Genomic DNA, 20,231 nt, shown 5'->3' with positions numbered 1-20,231 from the left:
AGCGGCGTCCACCCCGACCACGCACCACCCGGCGCGTTCTGCCACCGATGGACCACCCCACCGGAAGTATCAACACCGAACACCACCATCCCCGAGCCGTGGTCCACCACCGACGGCACCCCCACACTCACCTGCGACATCCGCGGGGACGCGGTCCACCAGGTGGTCTCCTTGCGGGCGCCGGCCCAGCTGAAGCTGAAGTGCACGTGGTTGGTATGCGGGTTGTCTCCCGTGTACGGTCGCCAGCCGGCGTCGGGGCGGTACGCCTCCCATGTGCGCCGGTTCCAGATCATGTACATGATCCCGAAGCGGCGGGCCAGGGCGTGCGGGTTGCCGTGCCGGTCGGTGGCCAGCAGCCAGTCGATGAGATCGGCCGCGATGTGGGCCTGGGTGTGGACGTCCACCCCCCAGTCCCAGGCGCGTCCTTCCTTGTGTTCGCTGCGGCCGCCGCGGCCGCACTCCCTGCTGATACCGAGGTCGTGTGTCTCGGGATAGGCGGCGAGTACCAGGTCACGGAACGCGGCCACTCCGGGCTTGGCCTCCGAGTCGCAGTCCTGCTGGCCTTCGTACCTTGCGTAGGGGTCGATCTGCGGACCGAAGTCCGGCGGCCGAGGCGGCATGGGCTGTGCTCCTTGAACAGGCAGGTGGTCCCGACACGACCTACTCTTCGCCCGTCCGCTATCGCACCGGTCACCTCCCGGTCACGCGGTCGGGCCGCGGTCCCGCCGGGAGAGACGGCTTCCCCGGCCTTGATTGATCGTGTTCACACCGAAGGCGTCTTCGACGCACAGCCAGCTGGCGTATTCCCAGGCCAGGACCAGGATTCGTATCGTCCAGCGGATACGACGCAGGCGTTTTCGTCATCGAGGGCATCGCCGTAGTCGTCGTAGAAGGCGTCCTGGTCGCGGAGGGCGAGGGTGACCGGGTCAGCGCCCGTCCGGACTCTCTGAGGAGCCGCTCCGGTGACCGGCTCGCCTATCAGCGAGTCACTCCAACAGCGCATCAGAGCCTGCCCCGCCAGCCTGGAGTCGTCATCATGGCGCCCGGCAGGACGTCCAGGCAGGCGCGGGGGACCGCGAAGCTGGAGCCGGGGAATGCCGTGCCGTAACAGCGGGCCTACCCGGGACGGTCAGACGGTTCGAAGTAGCAGCAGCGACGCCTCCAGACGAGGCCCCCGGCGTCGGACGTCTTCCCGGACAGCAGGGCGGACGGCGCGGAGCAGGACATCTGTGGTGGAAGGGGTCGGCTTCAGGTGAGGGGTTTGGTGTCGGCGGGGACGTCGAAGGTGAGGCCGCTGGAGCCTTCGCCGCGGCCGGTGCCGCGGCGGGCGCTGAGCCAGACGGCGACGCGGCCGTTGCCCCAGCGGGTGCGGTTGTAGGCGACGGTGACCTTGGTGCCGGTCTGCGGGACCTCTTCTTCGTTGAGGAAGTACGAGCGTTGCGGTGCGGCGTCCAAGCCCTCGCGGAGGATCGTGGTGCGGGGGCGGACGGGCTTGGTGTCGATCTCGCTGGGCATGGCGGCGCGCTGGAGCTGGATCTTGCGGCTGTCGCCGGGGACGTGCACGGGGATGAACGGAATCCAGTGGCCGGGGACCGAGGTCATGGCCAGGTAGGCGATGGGGGCCAGCGGGGCGGTGGGGGGCGTGGGCGGGAACAGGCGGCGGCGCTGGGCGAGGATCTCGGCGGCGACCTCGCTGCCGCGGCGGCCCGGGCCGGTGGGCAGCCGTACGGTCTGCTCGATGCCCCACACCATGTTGGCGTTCTCGTCGCGGATGAGGTCGACCTCTTCCAGGACGGGTCCGTCGGCGACCTTGGGGACGGTGGGGGCGAGGAACAGGCCTGTGTCGGCGGGGACGGCGTCTGAGCCGATGGTGTCCAGGGTGAACATGGACCAGCGCTGCCAGTCGTTGTCGGGCCCCGCACCGGCGGGCGTGATCCACAGGCGCTGGCCGAAGACGTCGGTGACGGCCAGGCCGCGCAGTGAGGCCAGCGTTCCGGTGGGCAGGTCGCACGGCAGGTAGAACCAGTCGTTGCTGTAGACGAGGGCGAACTCCAGGACGACCAGGCGGGCCATGTCGGTGCGGTCCGGGCGGACGGCGGCGAAGTTGGTCCTGCCGTCCTCCACCGCCCACCAGCGCGGCAGCGGCATGCCGGAGTAGCGCACCGGGGCCGGGAAGACCGTGCGGTTGATCGGGGCGGGCGGTGCGGCGGCCCCGCCGACCCGGGTGCCGGGGTCGATGGAGAAGGCATGCCAGTCGAGCTCGCCGCCCGGATACTCCTGTGCGGTCAGCACCTTCTCCGCGCCCCCCGGCTGCCCCGCGGCGACCGAGAACCGATGCTCCAGGCGGCGCGGATCCCAGGTGGCGTCGCCTGCGGGCTGATCGATCAGGCCGTCGAACCAGCCGACCAGCCGGGTGCCCAGCTCGTTGATCAGCGTGCGGTGCGGTGGCGCGACATGGTCGATGCCGTCGGCGGCATCGTGTCCCGCCTTGATGCGAAGGTACAGCTCGTACCCGTCCATCCGGCGGCCGGCGACGGCCTGCAGCGTGGACCAGACCTCGGGGTGGGCCACCCGCGGGGTGTCGGCGTCGCTGGCCGGGGACGGCAGTGCGATGGGATACAGCTCGACGAAGTCCTGCCGATGGTGGTGGATGGGCGGGTGCAGGCCCATCAGTTTGAGCCAGCGGCGGCCGATGGCAAGGCGCAGATCGTACGAGATCCGGTCCGGCCCGAAGGCGAACGGCAGCGCCCGGCGTTCAGCGACGTCCTCCAGCGGACGGTCAGCGGGCAGATTCTCAGCCGAGCCGCCCAACGCGGACTGGAACCGGCTCGGAACCGCCATCCCCACCGAGTACATGGCGGTGACCGGCGTCCCGGCGTCGGAGCCGCGGAACTCGCCGAGCTGCCATTGCCGGGTGAGCAGCCACAGCGCGTCCCGGACCTCCACGCGCAAGGCCCGCTCGAAGTCCGCCGTGCGGGGACGTCCCTCCAGCCGGTTCCACAGGCCGACGGTCGGGTACTCCCGCTCCGCCAGGGCCTTCGGCAGGTTCTCGATGCGCTCTGTCATGGGTTCTTCCCGCGCAGATTGTTGGTCGCGAAGTCGGTGCTGATGGTGATCGGCTTGCTGGCGGCCGACACCAGCGTGGCGGGCAGGAGGTGAGCGTAGGCGGTCTCGTCCAGGTGCGCGGGCTCGACGGCGCGGGCCTTCATCAGGTCGTACGTCTCGTGCAGCGCCGCCACCAGGTCGTCGGCGTTCCACGTCCCGTTACGGGTGGGCGGGGTGACCAGCAGCATGGCCTGCGGCGGCTCGGAGTCGGGCTTGTCATAGTGCAGCGCGATCCCAGTCGTCTCCTTCTGCGCCGGGATGACCTCGGTCCACTCGTCCAGCAGCAGGCCGCAGAAGTCGGCGGTCGGCGGTGCGGGCTTGGCGGCGTAGTGCGCGGTGAACAGCAGCCGGTCCTCGTCGAGCGTCGTGCCCGGCGCGAACTCCATGGCCAGCCAGTGGTCGTCCGTCCGGTACGGCAGCTGGATCGGCACCAGCTGAGGCTCCTCGAAGCCGGGCAGATGGCCGAGCAGTCCCCCGTCACGGCGTAGCGCGTCGCTCAGGATCGTCACCTGCTCCCACAGCCGCGGCTTCTCCCTGACCCGGGCGATGCCGTGCAGCCAGTCGTCCACCGGGAAGTCGCGCCCGGCGTCCTCCAGGTGCTCGATCAGGCCGCCGCTGCCGTCGCGGGCCTTCTTCCAGTCCGAAGCGAGCGCGGCCGACGGGGTGTACTGCGGTACGGCCAGGACATCCTCGCCGAGCAGCGCCTTGAGGGTGTCGAGCGCGGCTTCCACCCGGTCGGGCCCGGTCACCGCCGCATCGTGCTCGATCAGCGCCGCGTCGGTGGCGGTCAGCCGCTCGACGATTTCGGCTTGCAGCGCCCGTGCCCGGTCCAGCAGTTCCTTCCCGTGCGCGACGACCAGGTCCTCGTAGGGGCTCAGCGTCAGCCCGGCCGGGTCCAAGCCGGTCAGCGGCAGCAGCGCGGCGACCTCGGCCAGCAGCCCACTCAGCGTCTTCTGGCCGGTGCCGGCGACCTCGCGCAGATCCCCCAGCTTGTTCTGGAACACCTGCCGCCGGTTGTTGATGATCGAGCGCAGCCGCTGAGGCGTGCTCGGGCGCGGCGCGGTCGGCGTGGTGGTCAGCAGCCGCTCGATCTGCTCCAGCAGCCGGAACCGCTCCGGGGCCACGGTGGCCGCGGGGAGCGCATCGTAAGCGGCGATGAGCGCGTTGGCGTCGGCCAGCGCCCTGGCCATCCGGTCGGCGACCACGTCGACGGCCGCGAGCACCTCGGTGTAGCGGTCCCGCCGCCACCCGGCGGCCTCGCCCCAGCCGCTCCGCACCATGCCGAACCCGCCCGCCGTCGCGATCAGATCCCCGTACCGGCGCAGGAACGTGTCGATGCCGCTGATCAACTCGCTGCGCCGGACCGGCGCAGGCGGCTCGGGGAGCAGGGGCCCGAGGTCGTTCAGGTAGCCGGTGACGGCCGTGCGCAGCGCCACCAGCGCGTCCCGCACCGCCACCAGCCGTTCGCGGGGCAGCGTCACGGCCGCGTCGGCGGAGCGGTCGATCGGGGCGTCCCCAGCGGCCGGGATCAGGTCGGTGGGCCGCACTGGCCGGGACGTGGTCAGCAGCGACCGCAGAGCGGCGATCAGTGGCGACAGCTCGAAGAACGTCACCTTGCCGGTGATGCGCCTGGTGTGCTCGATCACCAGCCGCGCGTCCGGACGCGGCTGGTCGCGGGTGGCGACCACGCCGATGATCCGGTCGTCCAGATCGGTCATCGACGCCTCGCTCGCGGGCCGTACCGCCCACAGCAGGTCGATCGGCCGCAGCCGCAGGTCCCGCTGGGTGACCACGCTGCTGCGGGCCACCCCATTGACCGGGTCGGTCCAGGTGACCAGCGCGGCCACATCCCGCTGGTCGGGCAGCAGCGTGGGCAGCCAGTCGTCCACGGCGGGCTCGGCCTTGGCGCGGGGGCCTTCGCCTTGCACGGACGGTGCGCTGTGGCCCGGCCGGATGCCCGGCGTCAGCTGCAGAGCCATCCGGTGGGTCAAGGTGGTGCCGCTGCGCGGTGTCCGGACCACCTCGGGTTCGGGCGCGACGCCCTCCTTCGCGTAGGCGTCGAGGGTCGTCGTCGCCCGCTCGGGATTGCCTGCGAGCACCTGGTGCGTGCTCTCGGCCACCGCCAGGTCCGCCAGCGCGTCGTGGGCGTCGAGGAGCCGGTGCACCTCCTCGTTGATGGCCTTGCGCTGGTCGGCGTCGGGGTCCGGGAGCCCCTGGGCGCCGAACGGGTAGACGTCCGCGCCGGGCACCTGGGTCACCCGCCGCACGAGTTCGAGGCCGTCGATGACGTTGCGGGCCTCGACCAGCTCGACGGCGGTGCCGGGGGACGGCTCGGTCTCCTCGATCCGCCCGGCCCGCAGCGGGAAGGCCCCGCGTAGCGCGGTGATGAACGAGTCCAGCTCGGCATCCGGATACCGGTCGTGCAGGGCCCGTTCGAGCCGGTAGCCGAGCAGGGCGCCCTGCGACTGTCCCCGCCGCAGCCCGTCCAGCAGGGTCAGCGCCACCCGGACCCGTTCGGAACTCAGGTTGACGGCGAACATGTGCCGGTCAGCGGGACTGGCGTTGGCGATGTATCCGGCGCGGAGGACAGCGGCGGTGGTGGCCTGCGCGGGCGAGGGAGCGTGGATGTAACCGCCGTTGGCCTTGTCGTGCATCAATGGCTGCGCGCCCGGCGGGCTGAACAGCTGCCCGAGGTCGCCGGTCAGCTCGACCTGCGTCATGCCGGGGCGCGGCTTGGGCCGTACCTCCTCCAGCCAGCCGTACGCACCGAGGTGGATGCCGCGCCGGGCCGGTCCCGTGCCGGACGGCCCGTAGCGCAGCTCCGCGAGCCGCTCGTTGACCAGCCCCAGGCGCCAGGCGTCGAGCCGGTACGTCGCGCAGTCCAGGTGCTCGGTCAGCACCCGTTCCAGCCGGGCGGTCGGCAGCCCGGCCAGGTGTTCCAGCGCGTCGATCTGTTCGGCGAGCTGCACGGTGGCCGGGCTCTGCCTGATGACCTCGGGGATGAAGCTCGCCACCAGCCGGTCCGGGCTGCCGGTCACGGCCCGGTCCGGCGAGTACAGCTGGCGGAACCGGCTCTCGCTCTCCACCGGGGGTGCGCCGGGCCGGTTGGGCCGTACGTGGACGAACAGCGGATCGCGCGCGGGCGGCACCGTGCTCCCGGCTGCGGCGGCCAGGCGGCGGGCGGCGTCCTCCCAGGCGAGCAGGACCGCGTGCCGCGCCAGCAGATACAGCAGCGCCGCAGGCGGCTTGTCGCCGTTGAAGCCCTGTTCGAGCCGGACGGTCTCCAGGTCCTGCTCGGCGTGCTGGGCGAGCCAGTGCAGGTAGTTGCCGCCGTCGGGAAGGTACGCGCGGATGTGGTCGGTCTCCGACAGCGGCCGGTCGTCGACCAGCGGTCCGAGCAGTGGATACTGGTCGCCCACGAACATCCGCCGGATCACTTCCGGGTCGGCTCCAGGCGGGATGGCGTAGCCGAGGCGGTTGAGCAGGGCACGGATCGGCTGCGGCATGTTGAGCTGGTCCAGCGCGGGGATGACGCGCGGGCCGCCGCTGTTGAGGTTCTCCCGGTTGAAGATGTCCTCGACGCTCTGCGCGTACCGCTGGTAGAACTCCGCCGACGTCGGATGCAGCGCCAGGATGTTCAGCAGCAGCTGGTGCGGGTCCCCGCCCTTGCCCAGGTAGCTGACCTTCGCGACGGCCTTCTGCCAGTCCCCCGCCGCCACGCTGAGCAGCTTGTACAGCACGCGGCGGTGCGTCGCGCCTTCCGGGAAGGTCATCTTGGAGAAGGCGGTGGTGGGCAGGATGCCGTACGGCTGCCGCCCGATCTTGACCGCCGGGACCGGGCCGCGCCCCGACACGTGCCGCACGAAGAACTCGCGCGTCTGGTCGACCACCTGCTCGGACAGGATCGGATGCATCATGCCGCGCAGGTACGCGCCCCAGGTCGCCGGCCACAGGGCGACGTTGGCCGCGCGGGCGTCACGCTGGTCGGTGCCGTCGGCGTTGGGCATGCCGGTCAGCACGGCCGGATCGATGCCGAGCAGGTCGGCCAGCCACTGCCCGTCGGTCCGGGTCCGCCAGTCGTCGGGCGCGTCCGCCGCCGCGAAACCGAAGGCGGTGCGCAGCGCGGCCTGGGCTTCGGCGCGGCGGTCCTGCCCGGCGGGGGCGGCCTCGCTGTTGTTGGTCGGGGTGCCCTGTGGCAGCAGCCCGTACCCGGACGGGCTGCGCAGCTGCCGGGTGATGAGGTCGGCCAGTTGGACGGCCATCTGCTCGGGGCCGGACCGCTCCCGCAGCCCGAACACCAGTAGCCGGTCCAGGCCGTCGCGGATCTGCGGGGTGAGCGGGATGCGCAGGCCCATGCCGAGCGCCACCGCCCGCCCGAAGTCGGTCAGCCACTTGAGCTCGTCGGGCACCCGCAGCGCGCCGGTCTGCTCGTCCACCTTGAGCTGTTCGTCGGTGTCGGCCTCGGGGTCGGGGCTCACCGCGAGCGCGTCGGGCACCGCCTCGCCGGTCGCTGTCAGCACCCGCTCGCCGCCCACGTATCCGAGCACGGTGAAGCGGTCCGGCAGGAGCCTGGCCTTCGCCGCCTGGGTCCACGACTGCTCGGCCAGGCTCCCCGCGGCCGGCGGCGGCAGCACGAGGAACGCGACCACCACCGCGTCGTCGACAGCGGTAGGCGCGGCGTCAACGCCCACCGGGCGCCGGGACCGGATCGTGTCCGCCCGGCCGGCCCCGACGTCGGCGCGCAGCGCGGTGTCGGCGGCGCGCAGCTTGGCCCGGTCGCCGTGCGCGCGCCACACCGCCGTCCAGTACGTGACGGTCGGTTGCCGGTCCGCGGCCGGTACGGCCTGGCCGGTCACGACCACCAGCACGGTCGCGCCCTCCGGCACCGTCACGGGCCGATCGGCGGGGTTGGCGGGGGTACGGGTCTGCAGCAGCCAGCTGGCCCGGCCGCCGGGCACCCGAGCGACCAGCTCCTGCCAGGCCGCCTGCTCGGCCACCGTGTTCCCGCCTGTCCGCCAGTGCGCCGTCCAGTACGCGTCCACCGCGGTGATCTCGGCGCGGGTCGGCTTGGGCTCGAACTTATCGGTGCACCACTCGTCCGGGAAGATCCGTACCAGCAGCTCGGTGGCGGTGAACCGGGTCTCCACCCGGACCGGGCCGAGCAGTACCGGGAAGTCGTCGCTGAGCACGGTCACAGCAGCATCTCCTGAGCGTGGACGGCCATCAGCACCGGCGCCTGGAACAGCATGTAGGCCACGTCGGCCGAACTCAGCCCGCCGTGCCAGACGGGCAGGAACGCGTCCTCCAAGTGCTGGTCGTTCTTCTCGGCGTCGGCGGCGGGGTCGTCGAAGTCCTTGAGCGGGACCTGCACGGTGCTCGCGTCTAGCCGGATGAACCCGGTCCCACCCGGATCCACGTCGGCCCACGTCAGGTCGTTCCACACCTCGACCGGGGTGGGCGGGCCCTCGTCCGCGCCGAACCGGGGGTCGCCGGGACGTTCCTGGATCACGAAGAACCAGCCCGCCGCGCCGGTGGCGAAGTTGCCCTTGGCCTCGGCCGCCGTCAGGTCGAAGCCGAGCAGGGTCAGGTCGGGGTCCACCTTGGCCTCGTACAGCGGGAGCCTGATCTCCTCCAGCGTCGGGTGCGCGGGGTCTGCGAGTTCGACCGGGACCCGTTCCTGGGCCGGGTCCGGTGGTCCCGACTCGGGCTGCCAGCGGGCGCGGTGCGCGTAGATGGCGGCGTTCGGGTACTTCCTCAGCAGGTCGCCGCGGATGACCAGAACGAGGTCGTCGGCCTGCTCGCCGGTCTCCCGCGCGTCGTTCTCACCGAGTTCGGCGGCCTTTGGCCAGGAGTGCAGCGGCTGGATGTCGTACTGCTTCACGTTCCCGCGCGTGTCCCAGAACTGCCGGAAAGGCGAGCCGCGCTGGTCGGTGGGGTACTCGCGCCAGAGCAGCTCGCGGGCCATCTCGTGGTTGAGTCCGACGAGGTAGGACTCGATGAACTCCTGGTTGGTCTCCAGCAGCGTCACCGTGTTCCGCGGGATCAGCCCGAGGTTGGGGGCGAAGTAGTCCACCGACAGGTCCAGCAGCGCCTTGTACATCGGCAGGTCGATGACGGGATAGGCCATCGCCTCGATGAACCGCTCGGCGAACGACTGCAGCCGTTCCGGCAGGCTGACCGACGTCAGCAGGCTGGTGGGCACGGTCTTCTCGGCGCGCAGGCCGGTCATCATCGCGTCGGTGGTGGCGCGGACGTTCAGCGGGTCGTCGCCGCCCTCGGTCTGGCCACCGACGCCCGCCGCGTGCCGGCCCCGGTAGATGTCGCGTAGCCCGTCCTTGAAGCGCTTGGCCTCCTCGCTGTCGTCGCCTCCTTCGGAGGGGACGAACGTGTCGCCCGGCAAGGTGATCCGGAAGTCGGCGCTGTGCGGAAGCCGGTCGACCGGATCGGCCGGGTCGGCCTCGATGGCGGCCGTGAGCCCGATCGGCGGTGGTGCCGGGTGCAGGACATCGTTCAGCTGCTCGGTCGTCACCACCGCGTCGGGAGTCTCCTTGGCGGCGGCCGCCGTCACGGGGTCGTCCGGGTCGTCCATCCGTGGGATCAGCGCGTCGGGCGGCTTGGTCTCACTGAACGGCAGGTCGCGGATCAGCCGCCCCGGCCGCAGCATCCGTCGCATCGGCGGGGACAGCGGCGCGGCCGTCACGCGGCTGCGCGCCACGTGGAACCCGACCGCGACCCGCTCGCCCTCGACCGCCACCGCCCCGCGCAGGGCCCGATCACGCGTGGTCACCCGCGAGTTGGCGGGAGCGGTGAGTGCGAGGGCCCTGCCGGACGGCACCGGCTCCTCGGCCAGCGTGATCGGTGCGCCGGCGGGCTCGACATGCTTGGCCTGCAGTACGGTCCCGACCTCGCGGGCGAGCTGGGCGGCGCGGATCTTGGCGTTGACCGCCAGCACGTCGCCGACCTGCGCCCAGGCGGCGACCATGAGCTCCTCCTGCCGCTCCTGGACGACGCGGGTCCCCAGGTGGGCGGCGACGCGGAAGCGCGGGTCCAGGTTGAGCCGGTGCACCCAGTTGCGGTCGGGCGTGATCGGGCTGCCGTCACGCTCGGTCAGCAGCCGGTTCGCGGGGGCGTGCCAGCGCCCGTACAGCGGCGGGGTGATGATCGGATCGACCTCGCCCGCCAGGTCCTGCACCCCGTGGGCGGCGTGCGCGGCGGCCGGGGTCTGGTCGAGGTAGGCGTCGGCCAGGTTGATCAGTCCGGCGAGGGCCTTCTGGAACGGGTGCGGGTACGGCTCGTCCCACTTGTCGTAAACGTCGCCCTTGGGACGGTTGGGCGACTGGAGTGCGCCGCCCAGCTTGAGCACGCCGTGCAGCTCCGCCGGGCTGGTGATCGGCGGCAGCCCCGGCCCGGCCGAGTTGTGCACGTCGAGGTCGCGGCGGCCGATGGCCGGGTCGGCGGGCCGGGGCTCCAGCAGCCGGACCAGGTACTCGAAGTCGCCCGCGCTGCCGGTGCCGAAGAACCAGCGGTGGTAGTACGGCAAGGTTGCGGGCTCGGGGCGGCCTGGGTAGTCGGGGCCCCAGCTGGAGTGCAGCGCGCCGGGCGCGGTGGCCGGGTCCAGGCCGAGCCCGGCCAGGCGGCCCGTCTCGAACGCGGGGACCAGGAACGCGTGGTAGCCGCTGTTGGGCTTGAGCCGCCGCGGGCACATCAGCCGCGAGCACGCCAGATCGGCGTTGGTGCTCAGCACCTGGCGCAGGGCGGCGAGCGCACCGGCGGGATCGTCGTTGGCGACCAGGCCGTCCAGCTCGCCGTTGACGTGCACGTGCGCCCACGCGCCGAGCTGGCCCGGCGGCGGCAGCGTCCCGGCCGGGTCCTTGACCTGGATCGACGGCAGCGGCCGCCCGGCGACCGCGCCCTCGGTGAACTCCGCGCCCGGGTCGCCCGCCGGCTCGGCCGCTCCGGCGAGCACGACGAGCGCCAGCCAGGGCAGCAGCCGCTTGCTGGCCCCGTCGGGCGGGGCCGGGCTGTAACTCCACGGCAGGCCCTCGTCGTAGAACTCGATGTGCGCCAGGTAGTTCGGCTCCACGTTGGTGATCCAGGGACGCGGCTCCACCCGCGAGATCACCCGGGGATCGACCCCCACCACGTCGCCCGGCCCGTACAGCTGCACGGTCTTCTCGACGTCGCGGGTGATCGTGCCGCCGGACACGCCGTCCCCGGTCAGCCGCAGCTTGACCGGGATGACCGCCCGGTCGGCGGTGCCCGGATCGGTCGTGATCCGGGTACTGAGGCCGGTCCGGAGCCACGGCAGGAAGGAGTACGCGTTGCTCACGGTGTCACCGGGCCGGTGCCGAAGATCTCGCTGGTGGCGGTGACCTCCGTGGCGCCGGAGTCGGCGGCGGCAAGGCCCGCGCGGACGATGCCGCCGGTGACCAGTACCGTGCCGCCGGTCAGCGGGACGGCGGCGAACCCCCACCGGCCCGCCGCCAGCCCGCCCGCCGGGCTCCAGTTCCGGGTGGCCGCGTCGAAGATCAGTGCGCTGGCGTAGCCGACGCCGTTGTCCGGGGTGTCGGTGCCGCCGGCCACCAGCACCTTGCCCCCGCCCAGTGAGACCGACCGGTGCAGGCCGCGCCCGGCGGGCATGTCCTGCACTGCGCTCCACGCGCCCGCGACGGGGTTGAACGTCTCGGCGGTGGCCCTGCTGAACGGGTCGAAGGTGCCGTTGCCCGGTGCGCCCGGAGGACTGCCGCCACTGGCCAGGACGGTGCCGTCCGGGAGCAGCGTGGCCTGGTGCCCGCTGCGCGCCACCAGCAGGCTCCCGGTCGGCGTCCAGGTACCGCCGGTGCCCGAGGCCGGATCGTACAGCTCGCAGAAGGCCAGTGCCGCGTCGGTCTCGCGGGACACGGGCGCGCTGCCGCCGACCACCAGCACCTTGCCGGTGTTGAGCACGAGCGCCGGGTGGCCGCAGCGCGCGTCGGTCATCGCGGTGACCTCGGTCCATGCGCCGGTGTCCGGGTCGTAGACCTCGGCCGAGCGCAGCGCCTTGACCGACTGCCCGGACCGGGTGGTGCAGCCGCCCGCGACGAGCACCTTACTGTCGGGCAGCAGCACCGCGCTGTGCCCCCACCGGCCGGTCTTCAGGCTGCCGGTCGCGGTCCAGGTGCCCTGCGCGGGGTCGAACACCTCGGCGGAGGCCAGTCCGGCGGACGGGAACGTCGCCGCTCCGGTGATGCCACCGGTGACCAGCACCTTGCCGCTGCCCAGCAGGGTGACGGTGTGCAGCCGCCTGGCGGTGTGCAGCGCGGCGGCGGCCGTCCACGTCTTGGCGGCCGGGTCGTACAGCGACACTTGCCCCAGCGCTTCTCCGGCGGCCCCGGCCCCTCCGGCCACCAGGACCTTCCCGCCGGCGAGTACGACCGGGCCTTCATGCTGGCCGGACCACACGCGCGCGGAGGGAAGGGCCCCGGTGGTCGTCCACTGTCCGGTAGCCGCCACGGTGGGACTGGTCATGCGGTGCCTCCGTCGTCAGGGCGTGAAGATCTCGGCGGTCGGGGTGAGGATGTCGGTGCCGGGGTGCGGGGCGGCGGCGGCCGAGCGGGTCCGGCCACCGGCCACGAGCACCCGGCCGTCGGGCAGGTCGATCACGGCGAACGCCCACCGGCCGGTGGCCAGGCCGCTCGCGGGGGTCCAGGTGCCGGCGGCCGGGTCGTACAGCAGCGCACTGCGGAAGCCGCCGTCGAAGGCGGGCGCACGGGTGCCGCCCGCAACGAGCACCAGGCCTGAGCGCAAGGGCAGGGCGCGGTGCCGGGTACGCCCACCGGGCATGTCGCGGACCGCCGTCCATGTGCCGGATTCGACGGTGAAGCGTTCGGCACTGGCGAGGGCGGCGGAGTCGTACGGACCGCGCGCCGGGCCGGTCGGGGCATCGCCACCGGTCACCAAGACGGTGTCGTCGGCGAGCAGCGTCGCCTGGTGACCCGCGCGGGGTGTGGCGAGCGAGCCGGTCGGGGTCCATTTGCCGGTCGCCGGGTCGTAGATCTCGCAATAGCCGAGCGCGGCGCTGGTCCGGCCGGTCTTGAGGACGCCGCCGGCCACCAGGACCCGGCCGTCCGCGAGCAGTACGGCTTGGTGGTCGGAGCGAGGGTCGGTCATCGCGGTCTCGGTCCACTGCCGTTTGGCCGGGTCGTACACCTCGGCGGACGCGAGCGAGTTGCCGCGGGCGCCGGTGCCGCCGGTGACCAGGATCTTGCCGTCGCGCAGCACGGTGGCACTATGGCCGAACCTGGCGGTGCGCATCGACGGAACGTCGCTGCTCCAGGTCGCGGTGAGCGGGTCGAAGATCTCGGTGGTCGCCAGCGGCGCGGTCTGGGTCACGCCGCCGGCGGCGAGGACCCGGCCGTCCGGCAGTAGGCAGAGCGTGTGCCCGTCGCGGGCGACCGGAAGCGGCGCGGTGGCGGCCCAGCTCCCGGCGATGGGATCGAAGAGCGCGGCGGCGGCGAGCGGCGTGCCCGCGGCGTCCTGACCGCCGGCGACGAGGATCTTGCCGCTGCTCAGCCGTACCGCCGCCGGGGCGATGGCCGGGGTGGGCAGGGAGCCGGTGGAGGCCCACGACTGAGGGGTGGCGGGCAGGGCGGCCGCCTCGGATTCGGGGATGACGTGCAGCTGGCCGATGAGCGCGGGGTCCGCGACGACCCACTCGGAGAGGGCCTCCTCGGCCGCCGCCTGGCTGCGGAAACTCGCCGTGGCCGAACCGAGCGAGGCCGGCGGGAAGGCCTGGGCGTTGTTGCGCAGGTAGGCGACCACGAAGCGCTGGCCCGTGACCTGCACGGTCTCGTCAGGGGTGTACGGCTGGCGCTGGTCGGCCTCGCGCTGCGACAGGGGTGAACGGCTGGTGCTGCTGCCCTCCAGAAGCCGGGTGAACACGGCCGGGCTGACGCTGGTCAGCGTCTTGGTGGGCGCGGCGGTGGGGGCGACCTGGCGGACGAGTCCGTCGGCCTGCACGATCGTGCGGGTCTGCGGTCGCACGATGCCCGGCGGGCGGCGCAGCCTGCTGTCGATGACGATCTGCTCGTAGCGGGCGCTGCGCTTGACGACGCGGGCGGAGGCGATCGCGCCCTGCGCCGCCACCAGCTCCAGCCCCGCGTCCTGGTCCTCGTACGCCGGTCGCGACAGTTTGGTCGCGTCGTCCATGTCCTGGAACTGGGCCATCGCGAACTTGTCGGCGGTGATGGAGGCGCGCACGAGGCCGCTGCCGGGCAGGGGCTCGACGGTGAACCGCTTGCCGTCGCGCGGCCGCTGCGCGCCGATGCGATCCAGCCGTACGGCGAGCGGGATCGCACGCTGGCGGACGAACAGCGAGCCGAGCGGGTGCAGCACCAGGTCCTCGGTCGGCGGCAACGTGCGCAGCGTGACCAGCGGGTTGCCGCCGCCGGTCGGCAGCCGGGTCTGCCAGCCTTCGGGCTTGGCGACCTCGCCCGCCAGGAGCGGGAGCACGTCGACCGGGGGCAGCGTGGTGTCGCGGTCCTCGCCCCAGGTGATGTCGAAGTCGGCGGAGATCTCGAAGAACAGCAGCGAGATCGAGCCCCGGCCGTGCGCCCGGAACGGGGCCGGGCCTTCGAGCTGGAAGTCCAGGTCGATGCCGAACAGGCCGACGCCGAACGCCTTGAGCGAGACCCCCGCGGAGATGGCGATGACGAAGCGGAACGGGGAGAACTGGAAGAGCGCGTCGAAGCTGAGATGGCCTGAGATGCCGAAGTCGTCGAAGCCCAGCACCATCTCGGCGCGCGCACCGAACTGCACCGTGTTGCTGGTGATCGCGAAGTAGCCGGAGACGGTGATCCGGGCGCCCGGCCGGTTGAGGAGGTCCACCCGGATGCGGGGCGGCACCGGGAACGGCAGCGGCGGCGGCTTGTACGAGGGGTGGAAGCCGCCGACGGAGATGACCAGGTCGGGGTCGTCGCCCCAGCCGACCAGCAGCCCCATTCCGCCCTCGAGGGTCATGAACAGCACGCGCGACTCGAAGAGCTGGGCGAAGAACCACAGGCGCTGCTTGTCGAACTCGATCGCGCCGACGAACTGCACCTGCAGGACCAGCAGCGGCAGGTCGGTGGTGGGCAGCACGCAGCGCAGCACGCCGAGGATGGCGATGTTGCCGGGGATCTCGATGATCACCGCGAGCGAGACCGAGACCAGCGTGGGGGTGCCCCAGCCGATCTTGGCCATCGGCCCGACCAGGAACGTGCCCTGCTCAGGCGGGAAGAACGCGCGGAGGTCCGACAGGATGCGCGGCGCGTTGGCCACCACGTCGCGCGGGAACATCACCGACTCGATCGAGCCGCTCCGTACCCCCTCCACCAGAGCCTGCAGGTTCATCCGGCGGTTCAGCCCGACGATCCCGCCCACCGCCAGCAGGGTGAAGCCGAAGCCGAGCTGGATGCCGGTGCCGAACTCGGCGGTGATGATCAGCAGCAGCGAGAAGCCCGCGGAGCCGTCCGGCATCCTGGTGGTGATCAGCCCGATCGCCTTGACGTCGAACAGCCCGGCGAACTCCAGCTCCAGCGCCCCGCCGTACTCTCCCCTGGCCGGGTCGAAGAACAGGTAGCCGCCGCCGCTGACCACCCCGGCGTCCACCGACAGGCCCGCGCCCTTGGGCGGCTTGAACCCCAGCGAGACGTCCAGCGGGCCGAGGTTGCCGTCGTTGCCGGACGCGAAGCCGAAGGTCGCCGCCAGACCGAGCTCCTCGACGACCGCCTTGATCGGGCCGAGCTCGGCCTTGAACGTCGCGCCGAGGTTGATCGGCAGGCCGTCCGCGCCGGGGGCGGCCGAGACGGTCAGCGACTGGATGTCGATGGGGCCGAGGTTGAGGTGGACGGGCAGCTGGATCTCCAGGCTGGAGGTCCCGCGGAAGTAGAAGCCGGTGCGCTGGGAGACGCCGAGCGTCAGGTCGGCCCCGAAGGAGAAGCCGCCGTCCGGCACGATCTTGGCGATGAAGCCGTCGGCCTCGCCGGGATCGAAGACGAACTCCAGACCGGCCAGCTCGAACTCGGCGAACACGTCCGCCGCACCGTCGGACAGCCGGATGCCGCCGGTGCCGCCGACCTTGCGGAACTGCAACCGGGTCGCTCCGGGGGAGCCGAGCAAGACGGTCGGGGTGGCGTCGGCGTTGCCGCGCTCCGCCTTGACCACCAGCGAGCCGGCGGCGTGGGACGGCGAGCCGCCGCCGGCGAAGCCGACGATGATCTCGATCGGGCGGTCCGGCCGCACCTGCAGCCCGATCCCGCCCTGCAGATCCAGGTCCGTACGGATGGTGAAGGCGATGTCGTCGCCCAGCTGGAACTTGAAGTCCAGCGCGCCATTGAAGGCGGGGATCAGCGCCAGGCCGGGCGGGCTCCCGGCGGCCGCCGGCACCGGCAGCAGCCTCATCTCGGCGGCAATCCGCCCCGAGGCCTGCGCCCGTTCGAAGAAGACCGCCCGAATGCCGCGCACCGGCGGGTCGGTCAGCTTGGGAGCGGTGCCTTGCAGGGCGGCCGCACTCGCCGTCGGGATCTCGGCGGTGGCGATGTCCACGCCGAGGGCCATCATCAGGTTGTCGACCTGCACGGCCAGCGCCTCGAAGTCGAAGTCCGCCTCGCCCCAGCCGAAGGCGTTCTTGAGCACCAGCGAGGGTTCGCTCAGCGTCTTGGGCAGGTCCGCCAGGTCGAGCCGGACGTTCATGTACGGCGGCCGATTGCCCTCAGCCGGTGCGTAGCCCGTCTTGACCACGCCCAGCGCGCGCAGTCCGAACCCGATCGACGGGTGGTACCGCTGCAGGTAGGTGATGACCAGGTAGTCGATGAGCTGGCCGGGGAACTTCTCCTTGAAGCCGTCCGCGCGCAGCGGCGCGGGGATGGCCGAGTCGGGCGCGTTCCCGATCGCCTTGATCGCGTTGACCACGTCCTGGAAGGCCCGCAGCACCCGGCCCACGTCGTCGGGCGAGATCTGCACCGAGGCCTCGCCGTCGCCCACGGAGCCGCCGACGTTGAGGCCGCCCTCGCCGAGCAGCCTGGTCAGACCGTCGTAGAGGGTCTCCACCCCGCTGCCGAGGTCGCGCAGCGGCTGCGGGACGTCCTCGGCGCGCCAGCCCAGCTTCTGCAGGAACGCGATGAAGGCCTCCGGGGAGGCGAGCGCCTCGCGCAGCGGCAGCAGCGCCTGCCCCAGCTCGGCCACCAGCCTGTCGAACGTGCCGGGCTCAGCCATTCTTCTTCGCCTTCGGGTAGAACATCGCGTCGAGGATGTTGTGATAGCCCGGATCGACCCGGTTGACGATCAGCCACTTGCAGACGAAGCAGAACTCGCCGTCGTTGTCCTCGTCGTCGGAGCGGCGCATCTTGCACGCTCCGGTCGGCCGGTAGTAGCCGCCCGCGAAGTCGAGCGCGCCCTCGTAGACGCCGATCAGTTTCGATGACTTGCAGGGCGCTTTGAAGTCCGGGATGGACCTCGGGTTATCGACCTCGTGCTTGGGATGCTGGGTGTCGGTGTCGACGTTCAGCGGAATCCTGTTGGCGGGCGTGGGAGTGGTCAGGTGTTTGCGCACCGCCGGCTCGACCACGGTCCGGAGCTGACCGGCGGCGTCCTTCAGCGGCACGTACACGGCCGAGCCCGCGGCGAACGTCGGGAACGGCGCGGGCGGCAGGCCCGGGCCGTCGAGCGTCATGGTGCCCAGCTCGGGCTCGATGTGGGCGATCTTCAGGTTGGTCAGGACCTGGGCGGGACCGGTGCCCAGCGGCAACTGGATCCCCTGCGGGCTGACGTGGAAGTTGCGCAGGTGCACCTCGGCAGGCGGGTCCTGCGCCGCGACCTTCTGCCACGGCGCGATGTACCGCTTGTCGATCACGATCTCGATGCCGCCGAGACCCGGCGCGGAGTCGATCACCAGCCGTGCGGACTGGCGCATCCGGGGCAGCGCGAACCACTTGACCTTGGTGACGTCGATCTGCCGGTCGGGCGCGGGGTTGATCCGTAGGAACCCCAGCATGCTCACGTTGTCGCCGAGGACGTCGTTCGGTGAGGTCGCGGGCGCGTTCGGGTCGTCTCCCCCAGAGTTCTCGTACTCGTCCTTCAAGCCGAAGCTGTGGCCGAACTCGTGCGCGACCGTGTCGACGGTCTCGGTGAAGTTGACGTCGGGCTCCGACGACGGTTTGCGCCGCATCACCCGCTTGTCACCCGCGGCGTACTCGAACTCCACCCCGACGCCCTTGTTGGTCGTCAGCGCCGTCAGGGTGTTGTTGTTGACATTGCTGCCGCCGTTCACCTCGTCATAGGTGATGAGGGCGACCAGTCCGCGGCTGGGCTTGAAGTGGGCGTCGTCGGGCTCCCACACCGGTCCGATGTGATGGAACGGGGCGAACGCGTACTCCAGGCCCGAGAGGTACTGCAGGATCAGGTTGCCCGGATTGGTGCTGCGCCGGCCGGCGAAACGCTCAGGAGGATGCCTGCGGGGGTCGGGCGTCAACGCCCTGGTCGCCTGTTCGGGCTTGTAGAACTCATAGAGCCGGGCGATGAACTCGCGCAGCCCCGGCGTGCCCGCCTGGTCGCTTCCGGGCGGGGTCACCGCCGCGCCGCGGTCGGAGAAGCGGTCGCCCCACCGGCAGCCCAGATGCATTCCGAACAGGGTGTCGCGTGCGTGCAGGATCCCGGTCCCCTGGTGCTTCTTCCACGCCCCCAGCAGCGTGTCGTCCACCTTGTTGGGATCGAACCCGGTCAGCTCCTGCCCCGCCCAGATGGCCTTGAGGTTGTTTCTGCTCTCGTTGCGCATCGGCAGCCCGACCTTGGCGACCAGATCCCGCAGCGTGTAGACGTTCTCTTTGTCGCTGACCGGGTGGATGAACGGGATGGGCACGCCGGTCCCCGTCGTCTGGTCCGCGTCGGCGACCCGGTAAGCGACGGTGGCGCAGTGTTCCTGCGAGGCGCCGAAGGCCTTGAAGATGTTGAAGCTGCCCTCGAGCATCGGGTACGGCTGGTGCCGGGGCTGGTCGAACATCTGGTCCACGACGCGAGTGACGATCTTGTCGAAGGTCTCTTCGTCGGACCTGCGGAACCCTTCCGCGAGGAAGACGATGTTGTGCTGCTCGGCCGCGTGCGCAACGTTGGGCGTCTGGACCGGCTTCAGGTCGCGGCGGTGCTTGGCGTAGTTCACCACCCGCACGGGCAGTCGCTGGGTCTGGTTGACGAATGTGCCCGTCAGGTCCACGGTCCCGGGGGTGCCGGTGGTCTCGCGCAGCCCGCGCAGCCGCCCCTGCGGGTTGACCACGAAGGTGCCGGTGTCGGCCGACGTCAGCGTCACGTACCCGTGCCCGGTGATGTCGCCGATCAGGTCCGTACCGGTCGGATCGTCGCTGAACTTGGCGTAGATCGACGGCTGGGCGTGCGCCACGTCGTCCACGGCGGTGGTGATGGAGTCATTGCCGAACCACCAGGCCACGACCGAGGTGTGCACCTGTAGCCGTCCGACGATGTAGTCGCTGCCGCGCCGGACCTGGAACAGGTACACCCCCGGCTGGGTGGCGGTGACCTGCCCGTTGGCGCTGTTGTACGCCGGCAGCGGCGGGAGCAGCCGCTGTCCGACCGGGCGATGCGGCGCGAAGAAGTCCACTGCGATCGCCCCCGGGGCGATCGGCGTCAGCGTGTACCCACCGGCCGTCACCGCCCGGTCGAACACCTGCAGCGTCAACGGCGGCGTACCGGACAGCGCCAGGTGGAGATCGCAGTGCGGGAACAGCACGATGTCCGGTGCCATGAGCGCCCCCATCCACGTGGGACTTCGGACGACTCAACGGAACACAGCCGATCATCGCCGTCAGTGATGCCTGAAATACTCACCGTGCCATCAGGAATATCCGGATGTCTCGCTACTGGCCGACTCCGGACGCAACTATCACGATCGTGACCTCAACTCACGGTCAGAACCCGCATTAGCTCCGAACCGGAACTGCGGAGGTAAGATCTGGCCTCACAAGTCAGACGTTGCGGCGCATCGAGGGGTTCAGCCGAGCAACGCACCGCGCAGAGGTCTTTTTGCCGGATATCCTTCGGTATCTGACGCTTCGACCCCCGTGGCCGCGCCGTGGGTTCTCTGGTGAGGCGACATCCAC

Annotated in this window: 6 protein-coding genes and 1 pseudogene; all 7 read right to left on the bottom strand. The window is 71.6% G+C overall.

What is annotated here, in order from left to right; translation table 11 throughout:
• Positions 1 to 620, bottom strand: a pseudogene (locus AB0K37_RS17505) (hypothetical protein); the annotation flags it as partial.
• Between the two features lie 628 nt (positions 621 to 1,248).
• The gene (locus tag AB0K37_RS17500) at positions 1,249 to 3,066 is read right to left on the bottom strand and encodes a hypothetical protein (RefSeq protein WP_363981666.1); all 1,818 of its coding nucleotides are present in this window, start codon (positions 3,064 to 3,066) and stop codon (positions 1,249 to 1,251) included.
• Entirely contained in the window at positions 3,063 to 8,300 is a 5,238-nt protein-coding gene (locus AB0K37_RS17495) for a hypothetical protein (RefSeq protein ID WP_363981663.1), read from the bottom strand. Before AB0K37_RS17495 ends, AB0K37_RS17500 begins: the two co-directional genes overlap by 4 nt.
• On the bottom strand, positions 8,297 to 11,434 hold the full coding sequence (locus AB0K37_RS17490) for a hypothetical protein (protein WP_363981660.1): 3,138 nt from the start codon (positions 11,432 to 11,434) through the stop codon (positions 8,297 to 8,299). Before AB0K37_RS17490 ends, AB0K37_RS17495 begins: the two co-directional genes overlap by 4 nt.
• Complete coding sequence (locus AB0K37_RS17485; RefSeq protein WP_363981657.1) at positions 11,431 to 12,612, bottom strand: kelch repeat-containing protein; 1,182 nt, start codon at positions 12,610 to 12,612, stop codon at positions 11,431 to 11,433. The genes AB0K37_RS17490 and AB0K37_RS17485 overlap by 4 nt, the downstream gene beginning before the upstream one ends.
• Positions 12,613 to 12,627: 15 nt before the next feature.
• Entirely contained in the window at positions 12,628 to 17,337 is a 4,710-nt protein-coding gene (locus AB0K37_RS17480; RefSeq protein ID WP_363981654.1) for a DUF6603 domain-containing protein, read from the bottom strand.
• A complete protein-coding gene (locus AB0K37_RS17475; protein WP_363981651.1) occupies positions 17,330 to 19,876 on the bottom strand; it encodes a hypothetical protein in 2,547 nt (848 codons plus the stop codon). The genes AB0K37_RS17480 and AB0K37_RS17475 overlap by 8 nt, the downstream gene beginning before the upstream one ends.
• Between the last annotated feature and the right edge of the window lie 355 nt (positions 19,877 to 20,231).

Origin of the sequence: Actinomadura sp. NPDC049753 (genome assembly GCF_040674655.1) — a bacterium.
GTDB lineage: Bacteria > Actinomycetota > Actinomycetes > Streptosporangiales > Streptosporangiaceae > Spirillospora > Spirillospora verrucosospora.
The sequence above is the reverse complement of the archived record's forward strand: the minus strand, read 5'-3'. Positions and strand labels throughout refer to the sequence as shown.

Excerpts from the sequence above, each read along its gene's own strand:
- AB0K37_RS17500 (WP_363981666.1), bottom strand. The coding sequence starts at position 3,066 with ATGACAGAGCGCATCGAGAACCTGCCGAAGGCCCTGGCGGAGCGGGAG.
- AB0K37_RS17485 (WP_363981657.1), bottom strand. The coding sequence starts at position 12,612 with ATGACCAGTCCCACCGTGGCGGCTACCGGACAGTGGACGACCACCGGG.
- AB0K37_RS17475 (WP_363981651.1), bottom strand. The coding sequence starts at position 19,876 with ATGGCACCGGACATCGTGCTGTTCCCGCACTGCGATCTCCACCTGGCG.
- AB0K37_RS17480 (WP_363981654.1), bottom strand. The coding sequence starts at position 17,337 with ATGGCTGAGCCCGGCACGTTCGACAGGCTGGTGGCCGAGCTGGGGCAG.